Here is a 16,893-nt window from a genome sequence, read left to right as displayed (position 1 = left end):
CGACACCGCGCGGGCATGCAATCGGTGCATCCCGGCGCAGTCAGCACTCCTATGCACACGGTGCATGGTCCTGCGCAAGCGCAAGCAGCGCGAACTTGTTGAAATGCCAGGCCTGACGGCTCCGCGCGGGAGGTGCGGAAGCCCGTCCGGCCGTCATTCCGCCGCGGCGGCTTGGACCGGGCTCTCACCGATCTCGAGATTGGCCAGGAACTTCTCCGCCTCCAGCGCCGCCATGCAGCCCATGCCGGCGGCGGTGATCGCCTGGCGGTAGACGTCGTCCGTGACGTCGCCGGCGGCGAACACGCCCGGGATCTCGGTCTCGGTCGTGCCGGGCTTCACGGTGAGATAGCCGCCGTGGCGCATGGGCAGCTGACCCTCGAAGATGGCGGTCGCCGGCTGATGGCCGATCGCCACGAACACGCCGTCGGCCTTCACCTCGCTGATCTCGCCCGAGCGCGGATCCTTGAGACGGACGTGCGTCACGTTCGGTGCCGGCTTCTGCACGCCGCAGATCTCGGCGATCTCGCGGTGCCACAGCACCTCGACGTTCGGGTGCTTGAACAGGCGCTCCTGAAGGATCCGCTCGGCGCGGAAGCTGTCGCGGCGGTGGACCACCGTCACCTTGCTGGCGATGTTGGCGAGGTACAGGGCCTCCTCGACCGCGGTGTTGCCGCCGCCGACCACCACGACCTCCTTGCCGCGGAAGAAGAAACCGTCGCAGGTCGCGCAGGCCGAGACGCCGCCCCCCTGGAACGCCGCCTCGGACGGGATGCCGAGCCACTTGGCCTGCGCCCCCGTGGCGATGACCAAGGCGTCGCACGAGTAGGTCTCGCCGGAATCGGCCTCGAGGCGGAACGGCCGCTGCTTGAGATCGACCTTCGTGATGTATTCCGAGACGATCCGAGTGCCGACGTGCTCGGCCTGGAGGCGCATCTGCTCCATCAGCCAGGGGCCCTGGATGGCCTCGGCGAAGCCCGGGTAGTTCTCGACATCTGTGGTGATCATGAGCTGGCCGCCCGGCTGGAAGCCGGAGATCAGCAACGGCTCGACCATGGCGCGGGCGGCGTAGATCGCCGCCGTGTAGCCGGCGGGTCCCGAGCCGATGATGACGAGCTTGGCGTGGGTGTGGGCCATCTGTCTCGGTCTCCTCAGGCCGGTTCGGCCGCGCGGCGCGCGGCATAGGCGTCGGCGAGCGCCCGGGCGATCACCGGAGTCGCGTCGATCGGCTTGTACGTCAGATCTGCCAACTGACCGGTGAACGGTCGCAGCGCCCCGGCGATCGCCAGCCCGGCGAACATGCGCCGATGCCGAATATAGGTACGCGGCAGGTCGAACAGCAGGACCGGCGCGCCGGTGGACACCGCCTCGCTAACCATGTTGGCCGAGTCGGAGGTCACGACGATCGCCTCGGCGAGCGCCAGCATGGCCACGTAGGGGTTGTCGCCGCTCCCGTCCCAGAGGAACCCCCCGGTCTCGGCGGCCAGCACCTTCACGGCGTCGCGGAGCGGGTTCGGCGTCCGGCGGGAAATCGTCACCATCAGCCGGCAGCCCTGCGCGGCCAGTCCGCGCAGATCCTCCACGAGGCGGTTCATGTCGGTCTTGCGGTAGCTCAGGTGACGGCTGTCGCCGCCGACCAGCACCGCCACCCGCGGGCCGTCGAGGCGCGCGAGCCGCGGATCCGGCCGGACCCGGGCCGCGGCCAGGCGCGCCGCGGTGACGAGGTGCGGCGCCGTGAGCGTGGTGAAGACGTTGGGACCGCGCAGATCGTCGTAATCCGGCACCCAGATGAAGTCGGCGCTGTCGGCGCCGGTCCGCGGATCCTTCAGGAAGGCCGTGAACGTCCGGCCGCCGGTGGCGCGCCGCACGGTCCGCAGGTACGGGACCGACCGGCGGCCGGAGGCGATCAGGATGTCGGGGTAGGGGCCCGACAGGGCTCCGGCGCGGCGGCGCGGGCCCTCGCGCGGGTCGATCGGCCCCCAGGGCGCCATCCAGCCGAATGGTCCTGAGGCCGGCACCTTCCGGATCTCGAAGTCGAGACCCAGGGTCTCGGCGATGCCGACGCACTGGTTCTCGTCGCCGGCCTTGCCGTCCGTGACGATCCAGGCGCGGGCGCGGGCGAGCTCGGGCAGGCGCTCGCGCCGCGGGTCCGGACTGCTGACCGGCGCGCTCTGCGCCTCCGACACGTCGATGCTTGCCATGCTCCTCACCGGATACGCCCCACGCCGCCGACCGGGGCCGGCGGCCGTCTTCTAATCCCGCGGCAGGTCGCGGGCGAGCCACTGGGCGTAGATGTCGGCGATGGCGGCGAGCCGGCGCTGCTCGAATTGCGGATCGTACCACGCGCCGCCGTAGCTCGACGGCGTCGCGGTCATCTGCGGGTAACGCCCGAGCACCTGCCCCTTGGGCCCGACGAGCAACGCCTCGCCCTCCATGTAGTCGGTCTCGAAGTTGCCGCCCAGGCCGCGCAGGGAACCGCTGCCGACATAGGGCCGCAGCGACAGGCTCGTCACGACCACGACGAGGCGCGGCCCGCGGCCGCCGATCCGACCGGCGAAGTTCTTCCGCAGTGCTTCGGTCAGGTCGCCGGCCAGCGCCTCGGCCTGCAGCCCCGCGCCCTTGTTCAGGAGCGGCCGCACGTCGACCCGGACGTCGGAGAAGACCGGGGTCGGCGGAAAGTCGCTCGCCGCCGCGGACCCCGCGACGGCACCGAGGAGCAGGCCGGCGAGCCGGCCCCACGTACGCGGGCGCATCGGCTCAGCCGCCGTACTGGACGGCGACGACCTCGTAGGACTTGCCGCCCCCGGGCGTGGTGACCTCGACCGTGTCGCCGACGCCCTTGCCGATCAGCGCGCGGGCGATCGGCGAGGTGATCGAGACGCGGCCCGAGCGCACGTCGGCCTCCGGCTCTCCCACGATCTGGTAGGTCTTCTCCTCCTCCGTGTCCTCGTCGACGAGCTTCACGGTGGCGCCGAACTTGATCCTGTCACCCGAGAGCTTCGTGACGTCGATCACTTCGGCCCGCGCGATCATGCTCTCCAGTTCGAGGACGCGACCCTCGTTGTGGGACTGCGCCTCCTTGGCGGCGTGGTACTCGGCGTTCTCCGACAGGTCGCCGAGCGCGCGGGCCTCCGCGATCGCCTGGATGATGCGCTGGCGCTCCACCTGCTGGCGGTGCTTCAGCTCCTCTTCGAGGGCTGCCAGCCCGCGCACCGTGATCGGAACCTTGTCTATCGCCATCGTCTCGCGCCACAATGAAGAGGCCCGGCCGAGAGTGCAGCACTCTCCCCGGGCCATGAAATGAAGTCAGCGGAACCCTGAGGTTCAGGCCGCGAAGTATTCCTGCAACGCGCGGACCTTGAGATCGCCTTCTAGATAGGCCTTGATCCCCTCGGCCGCGGCCATCGCGCCGGCTAGAGTGGTGTAATACGGCACCTTATGCAAGAGGGCCGCGCGCCGGAGCGAGCGCGAGTCCGAGAGGGCGCCGGCCCCCTCGGTGGTGTTCAGGACGAGGTGGATCCCGCCGTTCTTGATCGCGTCGACCACGTGCGGCCGGCCCTCCAGAACCTTGTTGATCCGCTCGGCCGGAACGCCGTTCTCCGCGAGGTAGCGCTGCGTGCCGCCGGTCGCCAGGATGGTGAAGCCGAGATCGGACAGGAGCTTCATGGTCGGCAGGATGCGGGCCTTGTCGGCATCCCGAACCGAGACGAAGACGGCGCCCGCCTTCGGCACCTGGGTGCCCGAGCCGAGCTGGCTCTTGGCGAAGGCCACGCCGAAGCTGGCGTCGAGCCCGATCACCTCGCCGGTGGAGCGCATCTCCGGTCCGAGCAGCACGTCGACTCCGGGGAAGCGGGCGAAGGGGAAGACCGCTTCCTTCACGGCGATGTGCGGCAGGGTCTTGGGCTTCAGGCCGAAGGTCGCGAGCGGCTCGCCCGCCATGATCCGGGCCGCGATCTTGGCGATCGGCTCGCCGATGACCTTGGCGACGAACGGCACCGTGCGCGAGGCGCGGGGGTTCACCTCCAGCACGTAGATCGTGCCGTCCTTGATGGCGTACTGCACGTTCATCAGGCCGACGACGTTGAGCGCCAGCGCCATGGCCTTGGTCTGCCGCTCCAGCTCGTCCACGATCTCGGGCGAGAGCGAGCGCGGCGGCAGGGAGCAGGCCGAATCGCCGGAATGGATGCCGGCCTCCTCGATGTGCTCCATGATGCCGGCGATGAACACGTCCTTGCCGTCGCAGACCGCGTCGACGTCGACCTCGACCGCGTCCGACAGGTAGCGGTCGAACAGGAGCGGGTTCTTACCCAGCACCGTGTTAATCTGGCCGGTCTTGTCGTTCGGGTAGCGGGCCTTCACCTCGGAGGGGATCAGGCTCGGCAGCGTATCGAGCAGGTAGTCGGCGAACTGGGTCTCGTCGCGGATGATCGCCATGGCGCGGCCGCCGAGCACGTAGCTCGGGCGCACCACGAAGGGCAGGCCGAGCGTCTCGGCCACCAGCCGGCTCTGCTCGACCGAGTAGGCGATGCCGTTCTTCGGCTGCTTCATCCCGAGCTTGTCGAGGAGCCGCTTGAACTGGTCCCGGTCCTCGGCGAGGTCGATCGCGTCGGGCGAGGTGCCGAGGATCGGCACGCCGGCGGCCTCGAGGGCGCGGGCGAGCTTCAGCGGGGTCTGGCCGCCGAACTGCACGATCACGCCGTGCAGGGTGCCGGCCTGCCGCTCGGTCTCGATGATCTCCAGCACGTCCTCGGCGGTCAGCGGCTCGAAGTAGAGCCGGTCCGAGGTGTCGTAGTCGGTCGAGACCGTCTCCGGGTTGCAGTTGACCATGATGGTCTCGTAGCCGGCGTCCGACAGCGCGAAGCAGGCGTGGCAGCAGCAATAGTCGAACTCGATGCCCTGGCCGATCCGGTTCGGGCCACCGCCGAGGATCACGACCTTCTTGCGATCCGAGGGCTCCGCCTCGTCCACGACCGCGCCCGCGAACGGCGCCACGTAGGTCGAGTACATGTAGGCGGTGGGCGACTTGAACTCGGCCGCGCAGGTGTCGATCCGCTTGTAGACCGGGCGCACCGCCAGCGCGCGCCGGGCCGCGCTGACGGCGGCCTCGTCGGTTTTGGCCAGCACCGCGAGGCGGGCGTCCGAGAAACCGGCGGCCTTGAGCTGGCGGAAGGCGCCGGCCGTCTTCGGCAGGCCATGGGCCTTCACGCGGTTCTCGAGGTCGATGATCGCCTGGAGCTGCTCGAGGAACCACGGGTCGATCTTGCAGGAGGCGTAGACCTGCTCGTGGCTGACGCCGAGCCGCAGGGCCTGCGCGACCTTGAGCAGCCGGTCCGGGGTCGGGGTGCCGATCGCCGCCTTGATGGCGTTGTGGTCGTCGCCCTTGCCGAGCCCCTCGATCTCGATGTCGTCGAGGCCGGTCAGGCCGGTCTCGAGCGAGCGCAGGGCCTTCTGCAGCGATTCGGCGAAGCAGCGGCCGATCGCCATGGCCTCGCCCACCGACTTCATGGCGGTGGTCAGCGTCGGCTCGGCGCCCGGGAACTTCTCGAAGGCGAAGCGCGGGATCTTGGTGACGACGTAGTCGATCGTCGGCTCGAACGAGGCCGGCGTCGCGCCGCCCGTGATGTCGTTGGCGATCTCGTCGAGCGTGTAGCCGACCGCGAGCTTGGCGGCGACCTTGGCGATCGGGAAGCCGGTGGCCTTCGAGGCGAGCGCCGAGGAGCGCGAGACGCGCGGATTCATCTCGATCACGATCATGCGCCCGTTCTCAGGGTTGATCGCGAACTGCACGTTCGAGCCGCCGGTCTCGACGCCGATCTCGCGTAGCACCGCCAGCGATGCGTCGCGCATCACTTGGTACTCCTTGTCGGTGAGCGTCAGCGCCGGCGCGACGGTGATCGAATCGCCCGTGTGGACCCCCATCGGGTCGATGTTCTCGATGGAGCAGACGATGATGCAGTTGTCGTTCCGGTCCCGGACGACCTCCATCTCGTACTCTTTCCAGCCGAGCACGCTCTCCTCGATGAGCACCTCGTTGGTCGGCGACGCGTCGATGCCGCGCTCGACGATGTCGAGGAACTCCTCGCGGTTGTACGCGATGCCGCCGCCGGTGCCGCCCATGGTGAAGGACGGCCGGATGATCGCCGGCAGGCCGACCTCGGCCAGCGCGATCAGCGCCTGCCCGATCGCGTGCTCACCGTAGCGCTTGCGCCGCTCGGTCTCGCCCGCGGCCCAGCTCTTCTCGTAGGCCGCCAGCGCGGCCTGGCGCGCCGCCGGATCGCTGTTCGCCGCCTCGATCCTGGCGATCTCGGCCAGGTAGGCCTGACGGTCCGCCTTCTTGGCGGCGGACGCGTTGGCGAGCGCCGATTTCGGGGTGTCGAGCCCGATCTTGGTCATGGCGTCGCGGAACAGGCTCCGGTCCTCGGCCTTGTCGATGGCCTCGGCGGTGGCGCCGATCATCTGCACGCCGTACTTCGCGAGCACGCCCATCTTCTGCAGCGACAGGGCGCAGTTGAGCGCCGTCTGGCCGCCCATCGTGGGCAGGATCGCGTCGGGGCGCTCCTTCTCGATGATCTTGGCGACGATCTCCGGGGTGATCGGCTCGACGTAGGTCGCGTCCGCCATGTCCGGGTCGGTCATGATGGTCGCGGGGTTCGAGTTCACTAGGACGATGCGGTAGCCCTCCTCGCGGAGCGCCTTGCAGGCCTGGGTGCCGGAATAATCGAACTCGCAGGCCTGTCCGATGATGATCGGACCCGCACCGATGATCAGGATCGAGGAGATGTCGGTGCGTTTGGGCATCGTGGGCCTTCTCAGGCCAAGCGCGCCCGATCGGGCACGGCTCGACTGAGCCCTGCTCCCGGACGCGCGTGGCGGGAATGTCGTTGAGCCCCGCGTTTACACGGGCGACGGGCGCATTGGAAGGCCGGGACGACCGCGCAGTCTGGCCGCGCGCCCGGCGCATGGATGCGGCATCGATCCTTCGATTTGGAGGATTTATAAATTCTCACAAGATTTCATCGATTTCTTGCAGGAAATCGACGCCGGACCTTAAGCTCCGATGGATCGGCCAGCGCGCCGATCGACATCATCATCGTTCGAGACCGAAAATGCCCAGGCTAGCGACACTCTTCGCGATACTTCTGATCGGCTCGATGACGGGCGCGAACGCTTCGGAGATTGCCATCAAGACTTTGAACAGCGGTCCGGGCGGGATGATGGTCTTCGACCCGGCCTTCGTGAAAATCCAGCCCGGCGACACGGTGCGGTTCGTGCCGGCCGACAAGGGTCACAATGCCGAGCTGATCAAGGGGATGGCGCCCGAGGGCGCGGCGCCGTTCAAGACGGTGGTCGGCAAGGAGGAGGCCGTGACCTTCGACAAGCCCGGCCTCTACGGCATCAAGTGCTCGCCGCACTACATCATGGGGATGGTCGGCCTCGTCCAGGTCGGCGACAAGCCCGAGAACCTGGAGGCGGCCCGGGCGGTGCCGCAGAACAAGCTGGCCGCCAAGCGGTTCGAGCCGCTGTTCGAGAAAGTTCAGTAGGCGCCGGGGCGGCTCTGGCCGCCCCGATCCGTCTCAGAAGCCGGCGTGGAGCGCGGCGACCGCCCGGTCGATCGAGAGGTAGAACACCCCGAAGGCCACCAATGCGGCGGCCGCGAACTCCACGGCGACATTCGAGAGCGTCTGCGCGCGCCGCAGGGCCTCGCGGCCGAAATAGACCGAGACCCAGGCGAGGGCGAGGACCGCCGGCATGGCGAAGAGGTAGGACACCGTGCTCTCGACGCGGTCGAAGCCGCCGGTCGGATCGATCAGCGCCCGGATGTTGCGCACCCAGGGGGCGTAGACGGCGGCGTAGAGGGCGGTCAGCCAGGACAGGCCCGCGGCGACGCCGAGATGGAAGGTGAAGCTGCGGTGCAGGCGGGAGAAATCGTCGCGCGCCTCGTCGATGGTCATCCGGCAATCCCCTGCGACGGGCCGCCGTCGCCGGGCGCGGATGCGCCGCCGTTCAGGGGCCGTCGTGGGCTCCCTTAAGCCGTCCGATCTGGCGGATTTTATGGCCCCGCCGCGGCCCGATTGGGATCGGGACGCAGGACTGAAAGGCCGCGCACCGCGGCTCTGCCGCCCTCGCGAGGACGACGCGTCAGGAGCGCTCGGGTTCGCCCGAGCGCATCAGCGTCACGAAGCGCTCGAAGAGGTAGTGGCTGTCGCGCGGGCCGGGGGAGGCCTCCGGGTGGTGCTGCACCGAGAAGGCCGGGCGGTCGGTGAGGGTCAGGCCGCAATTCGAGCCGTCGAACAGCGACACGTGGGTCTCCACGGCCGTCTCCGGCAGGCTGTCCGGGTCCACCGCGAAGCCGTGGTTCATCGACACGATCTCGACCTTGCCGGTGGTCTTGTCCTTCACCGGGTGGTTCGCGCCGTGGTGGCCCTGGCCCATCTTCACGGTCCGGCCGCCGAGGGCGAGACCCATCAGCTGGTGGCCGAGGCAGATGCCGAAGGTCGGCACCTTCTGGTCCAAGAGCTTGCGAATCACCGGGACCGCGTAGGCGCCGGTGGCGGCCGGGTCGCCGGGGCCGTTCGACAGGAACACGCCGTCCGGCTTCAGCGCCAGGATCTCCTCGGCCGTCGTGGTGGCCGGCACGACGGTGACATCGCAGCCGGCCTGGGCGAGGAGGCGCAGGATGTTGCGCTTCACGCCGTAATCGATGGCCACGACTTTGAGGCCCTCGCCGGGTGCGCGCGTGCCGTAGCCGTTACCGAGCGCCCAGACGGTCTCGGACCATTCCGACGGCGCGCGGCTCGTCACCGGCGGAACGAGGTCTAGCCCCTCCATGGGGGCGAGGGCCGCCGCGCGGGCCTTGAGGGCCTCGCGGTCGAAATTGCCCTGGGGATCGTTGGCGATCACGGCGTTGGGCATGCCCCGGTCGCGGATGCGGGCCGTGAGCGCCCGGGTGTCGACGCCCGTGATGCCGACGATGCCGCGCGCCCTGAGCCACCCGTCGAGGTGCGACGATGACCGCCAGTTCGACGGGTTCGTCACCGCCGAGGCGATGACGGTGCCGCGGACGCCCGAGGCCGGCGCCGCCTCCAGGCTCTCCAGATCCTCGTCGTTGGTGCCGACATTGCCGATATGCGGGAAGGTGAAGGTGACGATCTGGCCGGCATAGGACGGGTCCGTCAGGATTTCCTGGTAGCCGGTCATCGCGGTGTTGAAGCAGACCTCGCCGTCGGCCACGCCGGTCTGGCCGATGCCGAATCCCTCCAAAATGGTGCCGTCGGCCAGCACCAGCAGGGCCGTCGCGACGGGCTCGGCCCAGGGCTCGGGAGCCTGAGGCTCGGGGGCATGCGCGGCGGCGTCTTGCAGCATGGGCTGAGTCTCGCTTATGTCCGGCCAAAGGCGGGCGCCGGGTTGCGGCGCTCTCGGCTTGCGGCATGATCGTGTGCGGCGCTCTTAGCGAGCGGCCCGCGATGGGGTCAATGTGGCTCCGCTGCCGGCAGGGCTCAACACCCGCAAATCGCAGGCCAGCCCCCCGCTTCGACCGTTGGAAGGTTCATCGAGATGCTGCGCGCGCGCTTCACCACCGAGATGAAGGAGGCCATGAAGGCCGGCGACAAGGAGCGGCTGGCGACCGTCCGGATGATCCAGGCCGCCCTCAAGGACCGGGACATCGAGGCCCGCGGCAACGGCAAGGAGCCGATCTCCGACGAGGAGATCCTGTCGCTCCTCCAGAAAATGACCAAGCAGCGCACCGAATCGGCTGCCGTCTACGAGCAGGGCGGGCGTCCGGAGCTCGCCGCTAACGAGCGCGCCGAGATCGCGATCATCGAGAGCTTCCTGCCGAAGCAGATGGACGAGACCGAGATGAAGGTGGCGGTCGAGGCGGCGATCCTCGAGACCGGCGCGGCCGGCCCGAAGGACATGGGCAAGGTGATCGCCGCCCTGAAGGGCACCTTCGCGGGCCGGATGGATTTCGGCAAGGCGAGCGGCCTGGTGAAGGCGGCGCTGGCGGCGAAGGGCTGAACCTCTCCCCGCAATCCTCCACCGGATTCAGGGGGTGTGAGGGACTCGGTCACGCCTCTCGCGCTATAGGAGCGGGTTCACGCAACCCGTCCCAGGCCCCGTGCGCTATCCGCCCCACATCCTGGAAGAGATCCGTTCCCGGCTGCCGGCCTCGTCGGTGGTCGGCCGCCGCGTGCAGTTGAAGAAGGCCGGCCGCGAGTGGCGCGGCCTGTCGCCGTTCAACGCAGAGAAGACGCCGTCCTTCTACGTGAACGACCAGAAGCAGTTCTACCACTGCTTCTCGTCCTCCAAGCACGGCGACATCTTCACCTTCCTGATGGAGACGGAGGGCCTCAGCTTCCCCGAGGCGGTCGAGCGGCTGGCGGGCGAGGCCGGCGTCAGCCTGCCGGCGCCCACCGAGGACAACCGCGCCAGCGAGCAGAAGCGGTCCGGGGCGATCGAGGTCATGGAGATGGCCGCGCGCTGGTTCGAGGAGCGCCTGCGATCGGGCCAGGGCAGCGAGGCCCGCGCCTATCTCGAGCGGCGCGGGTTGCGGGACGAGACGCAGCGCGCCTTCCGCCTCGGCTACGCGCCGGGCGAGCGCTACGCCCTGCGCGACCACCTCGCCGGGCAGGGGGTCGAGAAGGCGCTGATGGTCGAACTCGGCCTGCTCGCGGCGGGGGAGGGGGTCTCGGTCCCCTACGACTATTTCCGCGACCGGGTGATGTTCCCGATCACCGACACCCGCGGCCGGGTCGTGGCCTTCGGCGGCCGGGCGCTCGCCAAGGAGGTGCGCGCCAAGTACCTCAACTCGCCGGAGACGCCGCTCTTCCACAAGGGACGCACGCTCTACAACCTCCACGGCGCCCGCAAGGCCGCGCATGATCGCGGCTCGATCATCGCGGTGGAGGGCTACGTCGACGTCATCGCCATGACGCTCGCGGGCCATCCCGAGACGGTGGCGCCGCTGGGCACCGCTCTCACCGAGGACCAGCTCGGGCTGCTCTGGCGCCACGCCGACGAGCCGATCCTGTGCTTCGACGGCGACAAGGCCGGCCAGCGGGCGGCCTTCCGGGCCCTCGACATCGCGCTGCCGCTCCTCGAGCCCGGCCGCTCGCTGCGGATCGCGCTGCTGCCGGGCGGCCAGGATCCGGACGACCTGCTGCGCTCGGGCGGCCCGACGGCCATCGACCAGGTACTCGCGGCCGCGCTTCCCCTCTCGGAGCTGCTGTGGCGGCGCGCCCTCGAGGCGGGACCGGTCGACACGCCGGAGCGCCGCGCCGGCCTGACCCAGACCCTGCGCACCACCGTCGCGACGATTCGCGACGAGACCGTGCGGCGCTACTATCGCGACGATGTCGAGGAGCGCCTGCGCGGCCTGTCGCCCCGCGGCAACCGCGCCGCCGGCGGGACCCCGCGCGGGCGCCAGCGCTTCGCCCGGCCCGGCGAGCCGGTCTCGCCGCGCATCACCGGGAGCCCGAGTCCCTCGGTGACGGCCTCGGCGGGCTTCACGGGCGCCGCCCCGGTGCGTGAGGCGGTGATCGTCGGCACCCTGTTGGCCCATCCCGAGATGATGGCGGAGTTCGGCGAGGAGGCGGCCGAGCTCGACTTCGCCGATCCCGACGCCCGGGCGCTGCTGTCGGTCCTGCTGGCCTGCGCGGCCGAGGACGAGCACGCGGCGCCCGAGGTGTTGCAGAACCGCATCAACCGCGCCGGACTCGCTGGGGCGGCCGACCGAATCCTCGCCCTGGCCCGCTCGCGGGACCGCACGACCCTGGCCCCGCACGCCGATCCTGCCCACCGCGCAGACGCGCTCCGACAGGCGATGATCTTGCACCGGCAGGCAGGAGCGCTACATAGCGAACTTCGCGAAGCACGGCAGGCGTTTGAGGACGATCCGACCGATGCCGGGTGGGCATGGCTCTGCGAAGTGAAGGCGAGGCTGGAAACCGTCATCGCCGCCGAGGCGGAGGCCGATGCACCGGTGTCGAGCGACTCGACGGCCGTGTGATGCCTGTGTCATGGCGGTGGCGGGGTGACGTGTCCCGCCATAGTTAACAATCGGTCAAGCCTCGGGCTTGCATACGGAAACCGACGACTCACGGCGACCGGAGCGATCCGGCGCCGATCTCATACAGCGGCGCCGACGGCGTGGACTGGCCTCATCGGGGCCTCCGCTACGCGCCGCGTGCGAAACAATAGGCTGATCATGGCGACGAAGGCAACGGAACGGGACGAGACGGACGCTGCCCCCGAGCAGCAGACCGACGGGCCGCTCCTCGACCTGACGGATGCTTCGGTCAAGCGGATGGTCAAGCTCGCCAAGAAGCGCGGCTACGTGACCTACGAGGAGGTCAACGAGGTCCTGCCCGAGGGGCAGTCCGATCCGGACCAGCTCGAGGACGTGCTCTCGCAGCTCTCCGAGATGGGCATCAACGTCGTCGAGGCCGAGGAGACCGACGAGGCCGCGGGCGAGAAGGCCGCGGACGGCGAGGAGGAGGAGGCCGAGGGCGGCGAGGTCGCCGAGGTCGCGCCGGCGCGCGCCGTCGCGGTCGCCACGACCACCAAGGAGCCGACCGACCGCACCGACGATCCGGTGCGCATGTACCTGCGCGAGATGGGCTCGGTGGAGCTCCTGTCCCGCGAGGGCGAGATCGCCATCGCCAAGCGCATCGAGGCCGGCCGCGAGGCGATGATCGCGGGTCTCTGCGAGAGCCCGCTGACCTTCCAGGCGATCATCATCTGGCGGGACGAGCTCGTGGAGGGCAAGGTTCTCCTGCGCGACATCATCGACCTCGAGGCGACCTACGCGGGCCCGGACGGCAAGAACGCGCCGCAGATCGCCGAGGGCGAGGATGGCGGGGACGACGCGGAGCCGCCCGCGCCGCCGGAGGGTGGCGACGACGAGGACGACCTCGAGAACAACGTCTCGCTTGCCGCCATGGAGGCGGAGATCAAGCCGCGGGTCCTCGAGACCTTCGACGCGATCGCCGCGAACTACCGCAAGCTGCGCAAGTTCCAGATCGAGGGCACCGAGCGCAAGGCCGCCGGCGAGCAGAACACCCCGGCCCAGAACCAGAAGCAGATCGAGCTGAAGGACATCGTCGTCGCCGACGTGAAGTCCCTGTCTCTGAACAACAACCGCATCGAGGCGCTGGTCGGCCAGCTCTACTCGATCAACAAGCAGCTGATCGGCCACGAGGGCCGGCTGATGCGCTTCGCCGAGAGCCACGGCGTGGCCCGCGACGAGTTCCTGCGCCACTACCAGGGCTACGAGCTCGATCCGAACTGGATGGAGCGCGTCGGTACGCTCGGCGGCAAGGGCTGGAAGAACCTGGTCGAGCGCGGCTCGAGGCAGGTGGCGGAGCTGCGCGCGCAGATCCTCGACCTCGCCTCGGAGACGGGCCTGGAGATCGGCGAGTACCGCCGCATCGTCAACATGGTCCAGAAGGGCGAGCGCGAGGCCCGGCAGGCCAAGAAGGAGATGATCGAGGCGAACCTGCGCCTCGTGATCTCGATCGCCAAGAAGTACACGAACCGCGGCCTGCAGTTCCTGGACCTGATCCAGGAGGGCAACATCGGCCTGATGAAGGCGGTCGACAAGTTCGAGTACCGCCGCGGCTACAAGTTCTCGACCTACGCCACGTGGTGGATCCGGCAGGCGATCACCCGCTCGATCGCCGACCAGGCCCGGACCATCCGCATCCCGGTGCACATGATCGAGACGATCAACAAGATCGTCCGCACGTCGCGCCAGATGCTGCACGAGATCGGCCGCGAGCCGACCCCGGAGGAGTTGGCCGAGAAGCTGGCCATGCCGCTGGAGAAGGTCCGCAAGGTCCTGAAGATCGCCAAGGAGCCGATCTCCCTCGAGACGCCTATCGGCGACGAGGAGGACAGCCACCTCGGCGACTTCATCGAGGACAAGAACGTCGTCCTGCCGATCGACGCGGCGATCCAGTCGAACCTGCGCGAGACCACGACGCGCGTGCTCGCCTCGCTCACGCCCCGCGAGGAGCGCGTGCTGCGCATGCGCTTCGGCATCGGCATGAACACCGACCACACCCTGGAGGAAGTCGGCCAGCAGTTCTCGGTGACCCGCGAGCGCATCCGCCAGATCGAGGCGAAGGCGCTGCGGAAGCTGAAGCATCCCTCGCGCAGCCGGAAGCTCAGGAGCTTCTTGGACAACTGAGCCCGCGCCGCGAACCGCGCGGCGCTTCCCCGTCGCCCGCGTTGCCACGGTGCCGCGCGGCATCCAGTCTGGCGCCATGCTCGAACGCCGCCCGCCAACGCCCGGATCCCCGACGGCCTTCGCGGACGGCTCGGAGGCCGACGACGTGCCCTTCGGCGCGCTCCAGCCCTCCGTGGGCATCCGCGACTGGCTTCTCGGCGAGGGCGCGCGGATGCCCAACGCCGAGGAGATGCTGGCCGGGCTCGCCGAGCGCCTGATCGCGATCGGCGTGCCGGTGGACCGGGCCTCCACGGCGATCGACACCCTGCACTCGGAATATGCCGGAGTCGGCCGAATCTGGACCCGCGACGGCGGCACCACCGTGCGGCTGTTCCCCCACGGGGCCCGCTCGACGGACGCGTACCTCAACAGCCCGTTCCACACGGTCCACGAGACCGGCGAGTGGCTGATCCTCGACCTGTCGAAGACCCCGGACGACGCCTACGCGATCGTTCCCGACCTGAAGGCCGGCGGCTACACCCACTACGTCGTCGCGCCCCTGTTCTTCACGAACGGCACGCAGAACGGCATCACCTTCGCCACGCGGGCCCCCGAGGGGTTCCGGGACGACGACATCGCGATCCTCCGCTTCGTCATGCCGGCGCTGGCGGCCGTGATGGAGATGCGCGTCCTCAACAAGCAGCTCGACCACGTGCTCCGGCTCTATGTCGGCGACGAGCCGCACCGGGCGATCCTGGCCGGCGACATCCGCCGCGGGCAGGTGACCCGGATCCGCTCGGCGATCCTGTTCGCCGACATGCGCGACTACACCCGCACCACCGCCGACATGACGCCGGAGGAGGCGGTGGGCCTGCTCAACGTGTTCTTCGACTGCCTCGTGCCGCCGATCGAGCGTGAGGGCGGCGAGGTCCTGAAGTATCTCGGCGACGGCCTGCTGGCGATCTTCCGGGAAACCGGCGACGATCTGGGCGGCGCGGCCAAGGGCGCGCTCACGGCGGCCCAGCACGCCCTGGCGGCCCTCGACGAGGCGAACGCCCTACACCAGTTCCCGGTGCCGGTGGCCGCCGGCATCGCGCTCCACCACGGCGAGGCCGCCTACGGCAATGTCGGGTCCGGCTCACGCCTCGACTTCACGGTGATCGGCCGCGACGTGAACCTCGCGAGCCGCATCGCGCAGCTGAACCGCGCCCTCGGCGAGCCGCTGCTGATGTCGAAGCCCTTCGTGGACTTCCTCTGGGGAGACCCGATCCCAATGGGAGAGCACCGGCTCAACGGCTTCGACGAGCCCATGGCGGTGTTCCGGCCGAAATTCCTGCGCCCGCGCAAGTCCAGCTGAGCGGCCCTTTGATCGGTCCCGACGTCACGCGGCGCTCACGGAGATAAGCCGCGATCTGAGGCCCGCAGCCGATCCGCGCGGTGCGCGTTCACCACGTCGGCACGAACGGCAGAGCGTAGGGCGTGTGCCGGCAACCCCAGACCGGATCGATCATCTGCGCCATCACGTCCCGGGCCAGGGCGCCGGCGCGTATGGCGACCTCCCGCGGGACATGCGCCCGCTCGAGGATCTTCAGGCAGGCATGTCCGCAGGCGCTGAACTGGCCGCTGTGGTACGCGTTGAGGGCGAACTCGTCGAGCAAGCCGTACTCGTAGACCCACGGGTTCAGGGAGATGCCCTCGCTCGGAAGCTCGAGCGCCAGGCCCGCCTCGGCGTAACGATAGCCTTCCGCGAACCGCTTCCTCAGCCTGCAGAATCGGCTGGCCCCGTGGCGCGCCTCCGCCCGCCCCGGACGGATTGCGGTGGCGCGCTCGTAGAGCTGCAGCACCCTGTCCTCCGGCTCGTCGAGGCGCTCCGCGTTCACCGCGGCCATCAGCAGGTTGAAATAGACCTCCTCGTCCCATCCGCCGAGATCGGCCCGCTTCAGGAAGCAGGCGAGCGCTTTCCGGTACTCGCCGGCGGCGTCGTAGGTGGTGCCGAGGTACATCGTGTACCGGGCGATCATGAAGGGGTCCGTCTCGACCGCCAGCGCCTTCTCGAGGACGGCGATATCCCGCGCGTCCGCCGTCGCGTCGCGGTGGCGGGCACCGTCGTCGCCCCGACGCATCGCGAGGGGGAGGATCGGTGTCTCTGTCACGCCGGGGCAGCTGAGGAATTCGTGCAGGACGCCCCGGTAACGCCAGTTCTCCCGGGTGCTGACCAGCTGGTTGCGCCAGTACCGCGTGTGCGCGTCGATGATCTCGAACCGATAGCCGGGCGCACGCAGCTTCGGCATCGTGAAGTCCGCCGGGATGATCAGCTCATCGTCGGCGTCGATGATCAATGCGTACTGCGCGTGACGCCGCGCGAGTTTCAAGGCCTCGTTCCGATTGAAGGCGAAGTCGACCCAGGAGCGCTCGACCAGGGCACCCGGTATGTCCGCGAGCGCGGCGCGGACAACATCCTGGGTCCCGTCCGTCGAGCCGGTATCGACGACGATCCAATGATCGATGATCGGACGAACAGAATCGAGGCAACGCCGAATAACGTGGGCCTCGTCCTTCACGATCATGGACAAACAGATCGTCGATCCGCGATTCTTCATGCCGAAGCCGTCCCATCGCGCGCTCACGTGTCGGATGCGCAGTCATGCAGGCTCCTAGCATTGCCGTAATGCGCTGACAAAACAAACATATCCTTCGGCAAAATTTAGATTAAATATCCGTCAGGACAG

General features: G+C 69.2%; 13 protein-coding genes. 5 read left to right on the top strand and 8 right to left on the bottom strand.

Going from position 1 to position 16,893, the window contains the following annotated elements; all coding sequences use genetic code 11:
* Nucleotides 1–153: 153 nt before the first annotated feature.
* The 5 genes from trxB to carB all read right to left on the bottom strand — a co-directional run bounded on the left by trxB (nucleotide 154) and on the right by carB (nucleotide 6,795).
* Nucleotides 154–1,134 (bottom strand): thioredoxin-disulfide reductase, encoded by a 981-nt coding sequence (gene trxB, locus ACLBX8_RS01385; RefSeq protein ID WP_447680573.1) that lies wholly within the window; start codon nucleotides 1,132–1,134, stop codon nucleotides 154–156.
* Between the two features lie 14 nt (nucleotides 1,135–1,148).
* A complete protein-coding gene (locus ACLBX8_RS01380; protein ID WP_447714509.1) occupies nucleotides 1,149–2,198 on the bottom strand; it encodes a mitochondrial fission ELM1 family protein in 1,050 nt (349 codons plus the stop codon).
* Between the two features lie 51 nt (nucleotides 2,199–2,249).
* Nucleotides 2,250–2,750, bottom strand: coding sequence for a hypothetical protein (locus ACLBX8_RS01375; protein WP_132366934.1), 501 nt, complete (start codon nucleotides 2,748–2,750; stop codon nucleotides 2,250–2,252).
* 4 nt (nucleotides 2,751–2,754) lie between these two features.
* A complete protein-coding gene (gene greA, locus ACLBX8_RS01370; RefSeq protein ID WP_170855149.1) occupies nucleotides 2,755–3,231 on the bottom strand; it encodes a transcription elongation factor GreA in 477 nt (158 codons plus the stop codon).
* A gap of 90 nt (nucleotides 3,232–3,321) precedes the next feature.
* Nucleotides 3,322–6,795: a carbamoyl-phosphate synthase large subunit gene (gene carB, locus ACLBX8_RS01365; protein WP_447697685.1), complete on the bottom strand. Its 3,474-nt coding sequence runs from the start codon at nucleotides 6,793–6,795 to the stop codon at nucleotides 3,322–3,324.
* 353 nt (nucleotides 6,796–7,148) lie between these two features.
* Between carB and ACLBX8_RS01360 the strand changes: the two genes are divergently transcribed.
* On the top strand, nucleotides 7,149–7,538 hold the full coding sequence (locus tag ACLBX8_RS01360) for a pseudoazurin (protein WP_447697684.1): 390 nt from the start codon (nucleotides 7,149–7,151) through the stop codon (nucleotides 7,536–7,538).
* Between the two features lie 33 nt (nucleotides 7,539–7,571).
* Here the strand turns inward: ACLBX8_RS01360 and ACLBX8_RS01355 are convergent, their stop codons facing one another.
* On the bottom strand, nucleotides 7,572–7,949 hold the full coding sequence (locus ACLBX8_RS01355) for a hypothetical protein (protein ID WP_020093535.1): 378 nt from the start codon (nucleotides 7,947–7,949) through the stop codon (nucleotides 7,572–7,574).
* A 187-nt stretch (nucleotides 7,950–8,136) separates the two neighbouring features.
* The gene (carA, locus tag ACLBX8_RS01350; protein ID WP_447697683.1) at nucleotides 8,137–9,360 is read right to left on the bottom strand and encodes a glutamine-hydrolyzing carbamoyl-phosphate synthase small subunit; all 1,224 of its coding nucleotides are present in this window, start codon (nucleotides 9,358–9,360) and stop codon (nucleotides 8,137–8,139) included.
* A gap of 192 nt (nucleotides 9,361–9,552) precedes the next feature.
* Between carA and ACLBX8_RS01345 the strand changes: the two genes are divergently transcribed.
* The 4 genes from ACLBX8_RS01345 to ACLBX8_RS01330 all read left to right on the top strand — a co-directional run bounded on the left by ACLBX8_RS01345 (nucleotide 9,553) and on the right by ACLBX8_RS01330 (nucleotide 15,521).
* The gene (locus ACLBX8_RS01345; RefSeq protein WP_447697682.1) at nucleotides 9,553–10,014 is read left to right on the top strand and encodes a GatB/YqeY domain-containing protein; all 462 of its coding nucleotides are present in this window, start codon (nucleotides 9,553–9,555) and stop codon (nucleotides 10,012–10,014) included.
* Nucleotides 10,015–10,114: 100 nt separating this feature from the next.
* On the top strand, nucleotides 10,115–12,004 hold the full coding sequence (gene dnaG, locus ACLBX8_RS01340; RefSeq protein ID WP_447714508.1) for a DNA primase: 1,890 nt from the start codon (nucleotides 10,115–10,117) through the stop codon (nucleotides 12,002–12,004).
* Nucleotides 12,005–12,202: 198 nt separating this feature from the next.
* Complete coding sequence (gene rpoD, locus ACLBX8_RS01335; protein ID WP_020093531.1) at nucleotides 12,203–14,185, top strand: RNA polymerase sigma factor RpoD; 1,983 nt, start codon at nucleotides 12,203–12,205, stop codon at nucleotides 14,183–14,185.
* A 76-nt stretch (nucleotides 14,186–14,261) separates the two neighbouring features.
* Nucleotides 14,262–15,521, top strand: a complete 1,260-nt coding sequence (locus ACLBX8_RS01330) for an adenylate/guanylate cyclase domain-containing protein (RefSeq protein ID WP_020093530.1) — start codon at nucleotides 14,262–14,264, stop codon at nucleotides 15,519–15,521.
* 88 nt (nucleotides 15,522–15,609) lie between these two features.
* Here the strand turns inward: ACLBX8_RS01330 and ACLBX8_RS01325 are convergent, their stop codons facing one another.
* Nucleotides 15,610–16,731 (bottom strand): glycosyltransferase, encoded by a 1,122-nt coding sequence (locus ACLBX8_RS01325; protein ID WP_447697680.1) that lies wholly within the window; start codon nucleotides 16,729–16,731, stop codon nucleotides 15,610–15,612.
* Between the last annotated feature and the right edge of the window lie 162 nt (nucleotides 16,732–16,893).

This window comes from Methylobacterium sp. D48H (assembly GCF_053345715.1).
The sequence above is the reverse complement of the archived record's forward strand: the minus strand, read 5'-3'. Positions and strand labels throughout refer to the sequence as shown.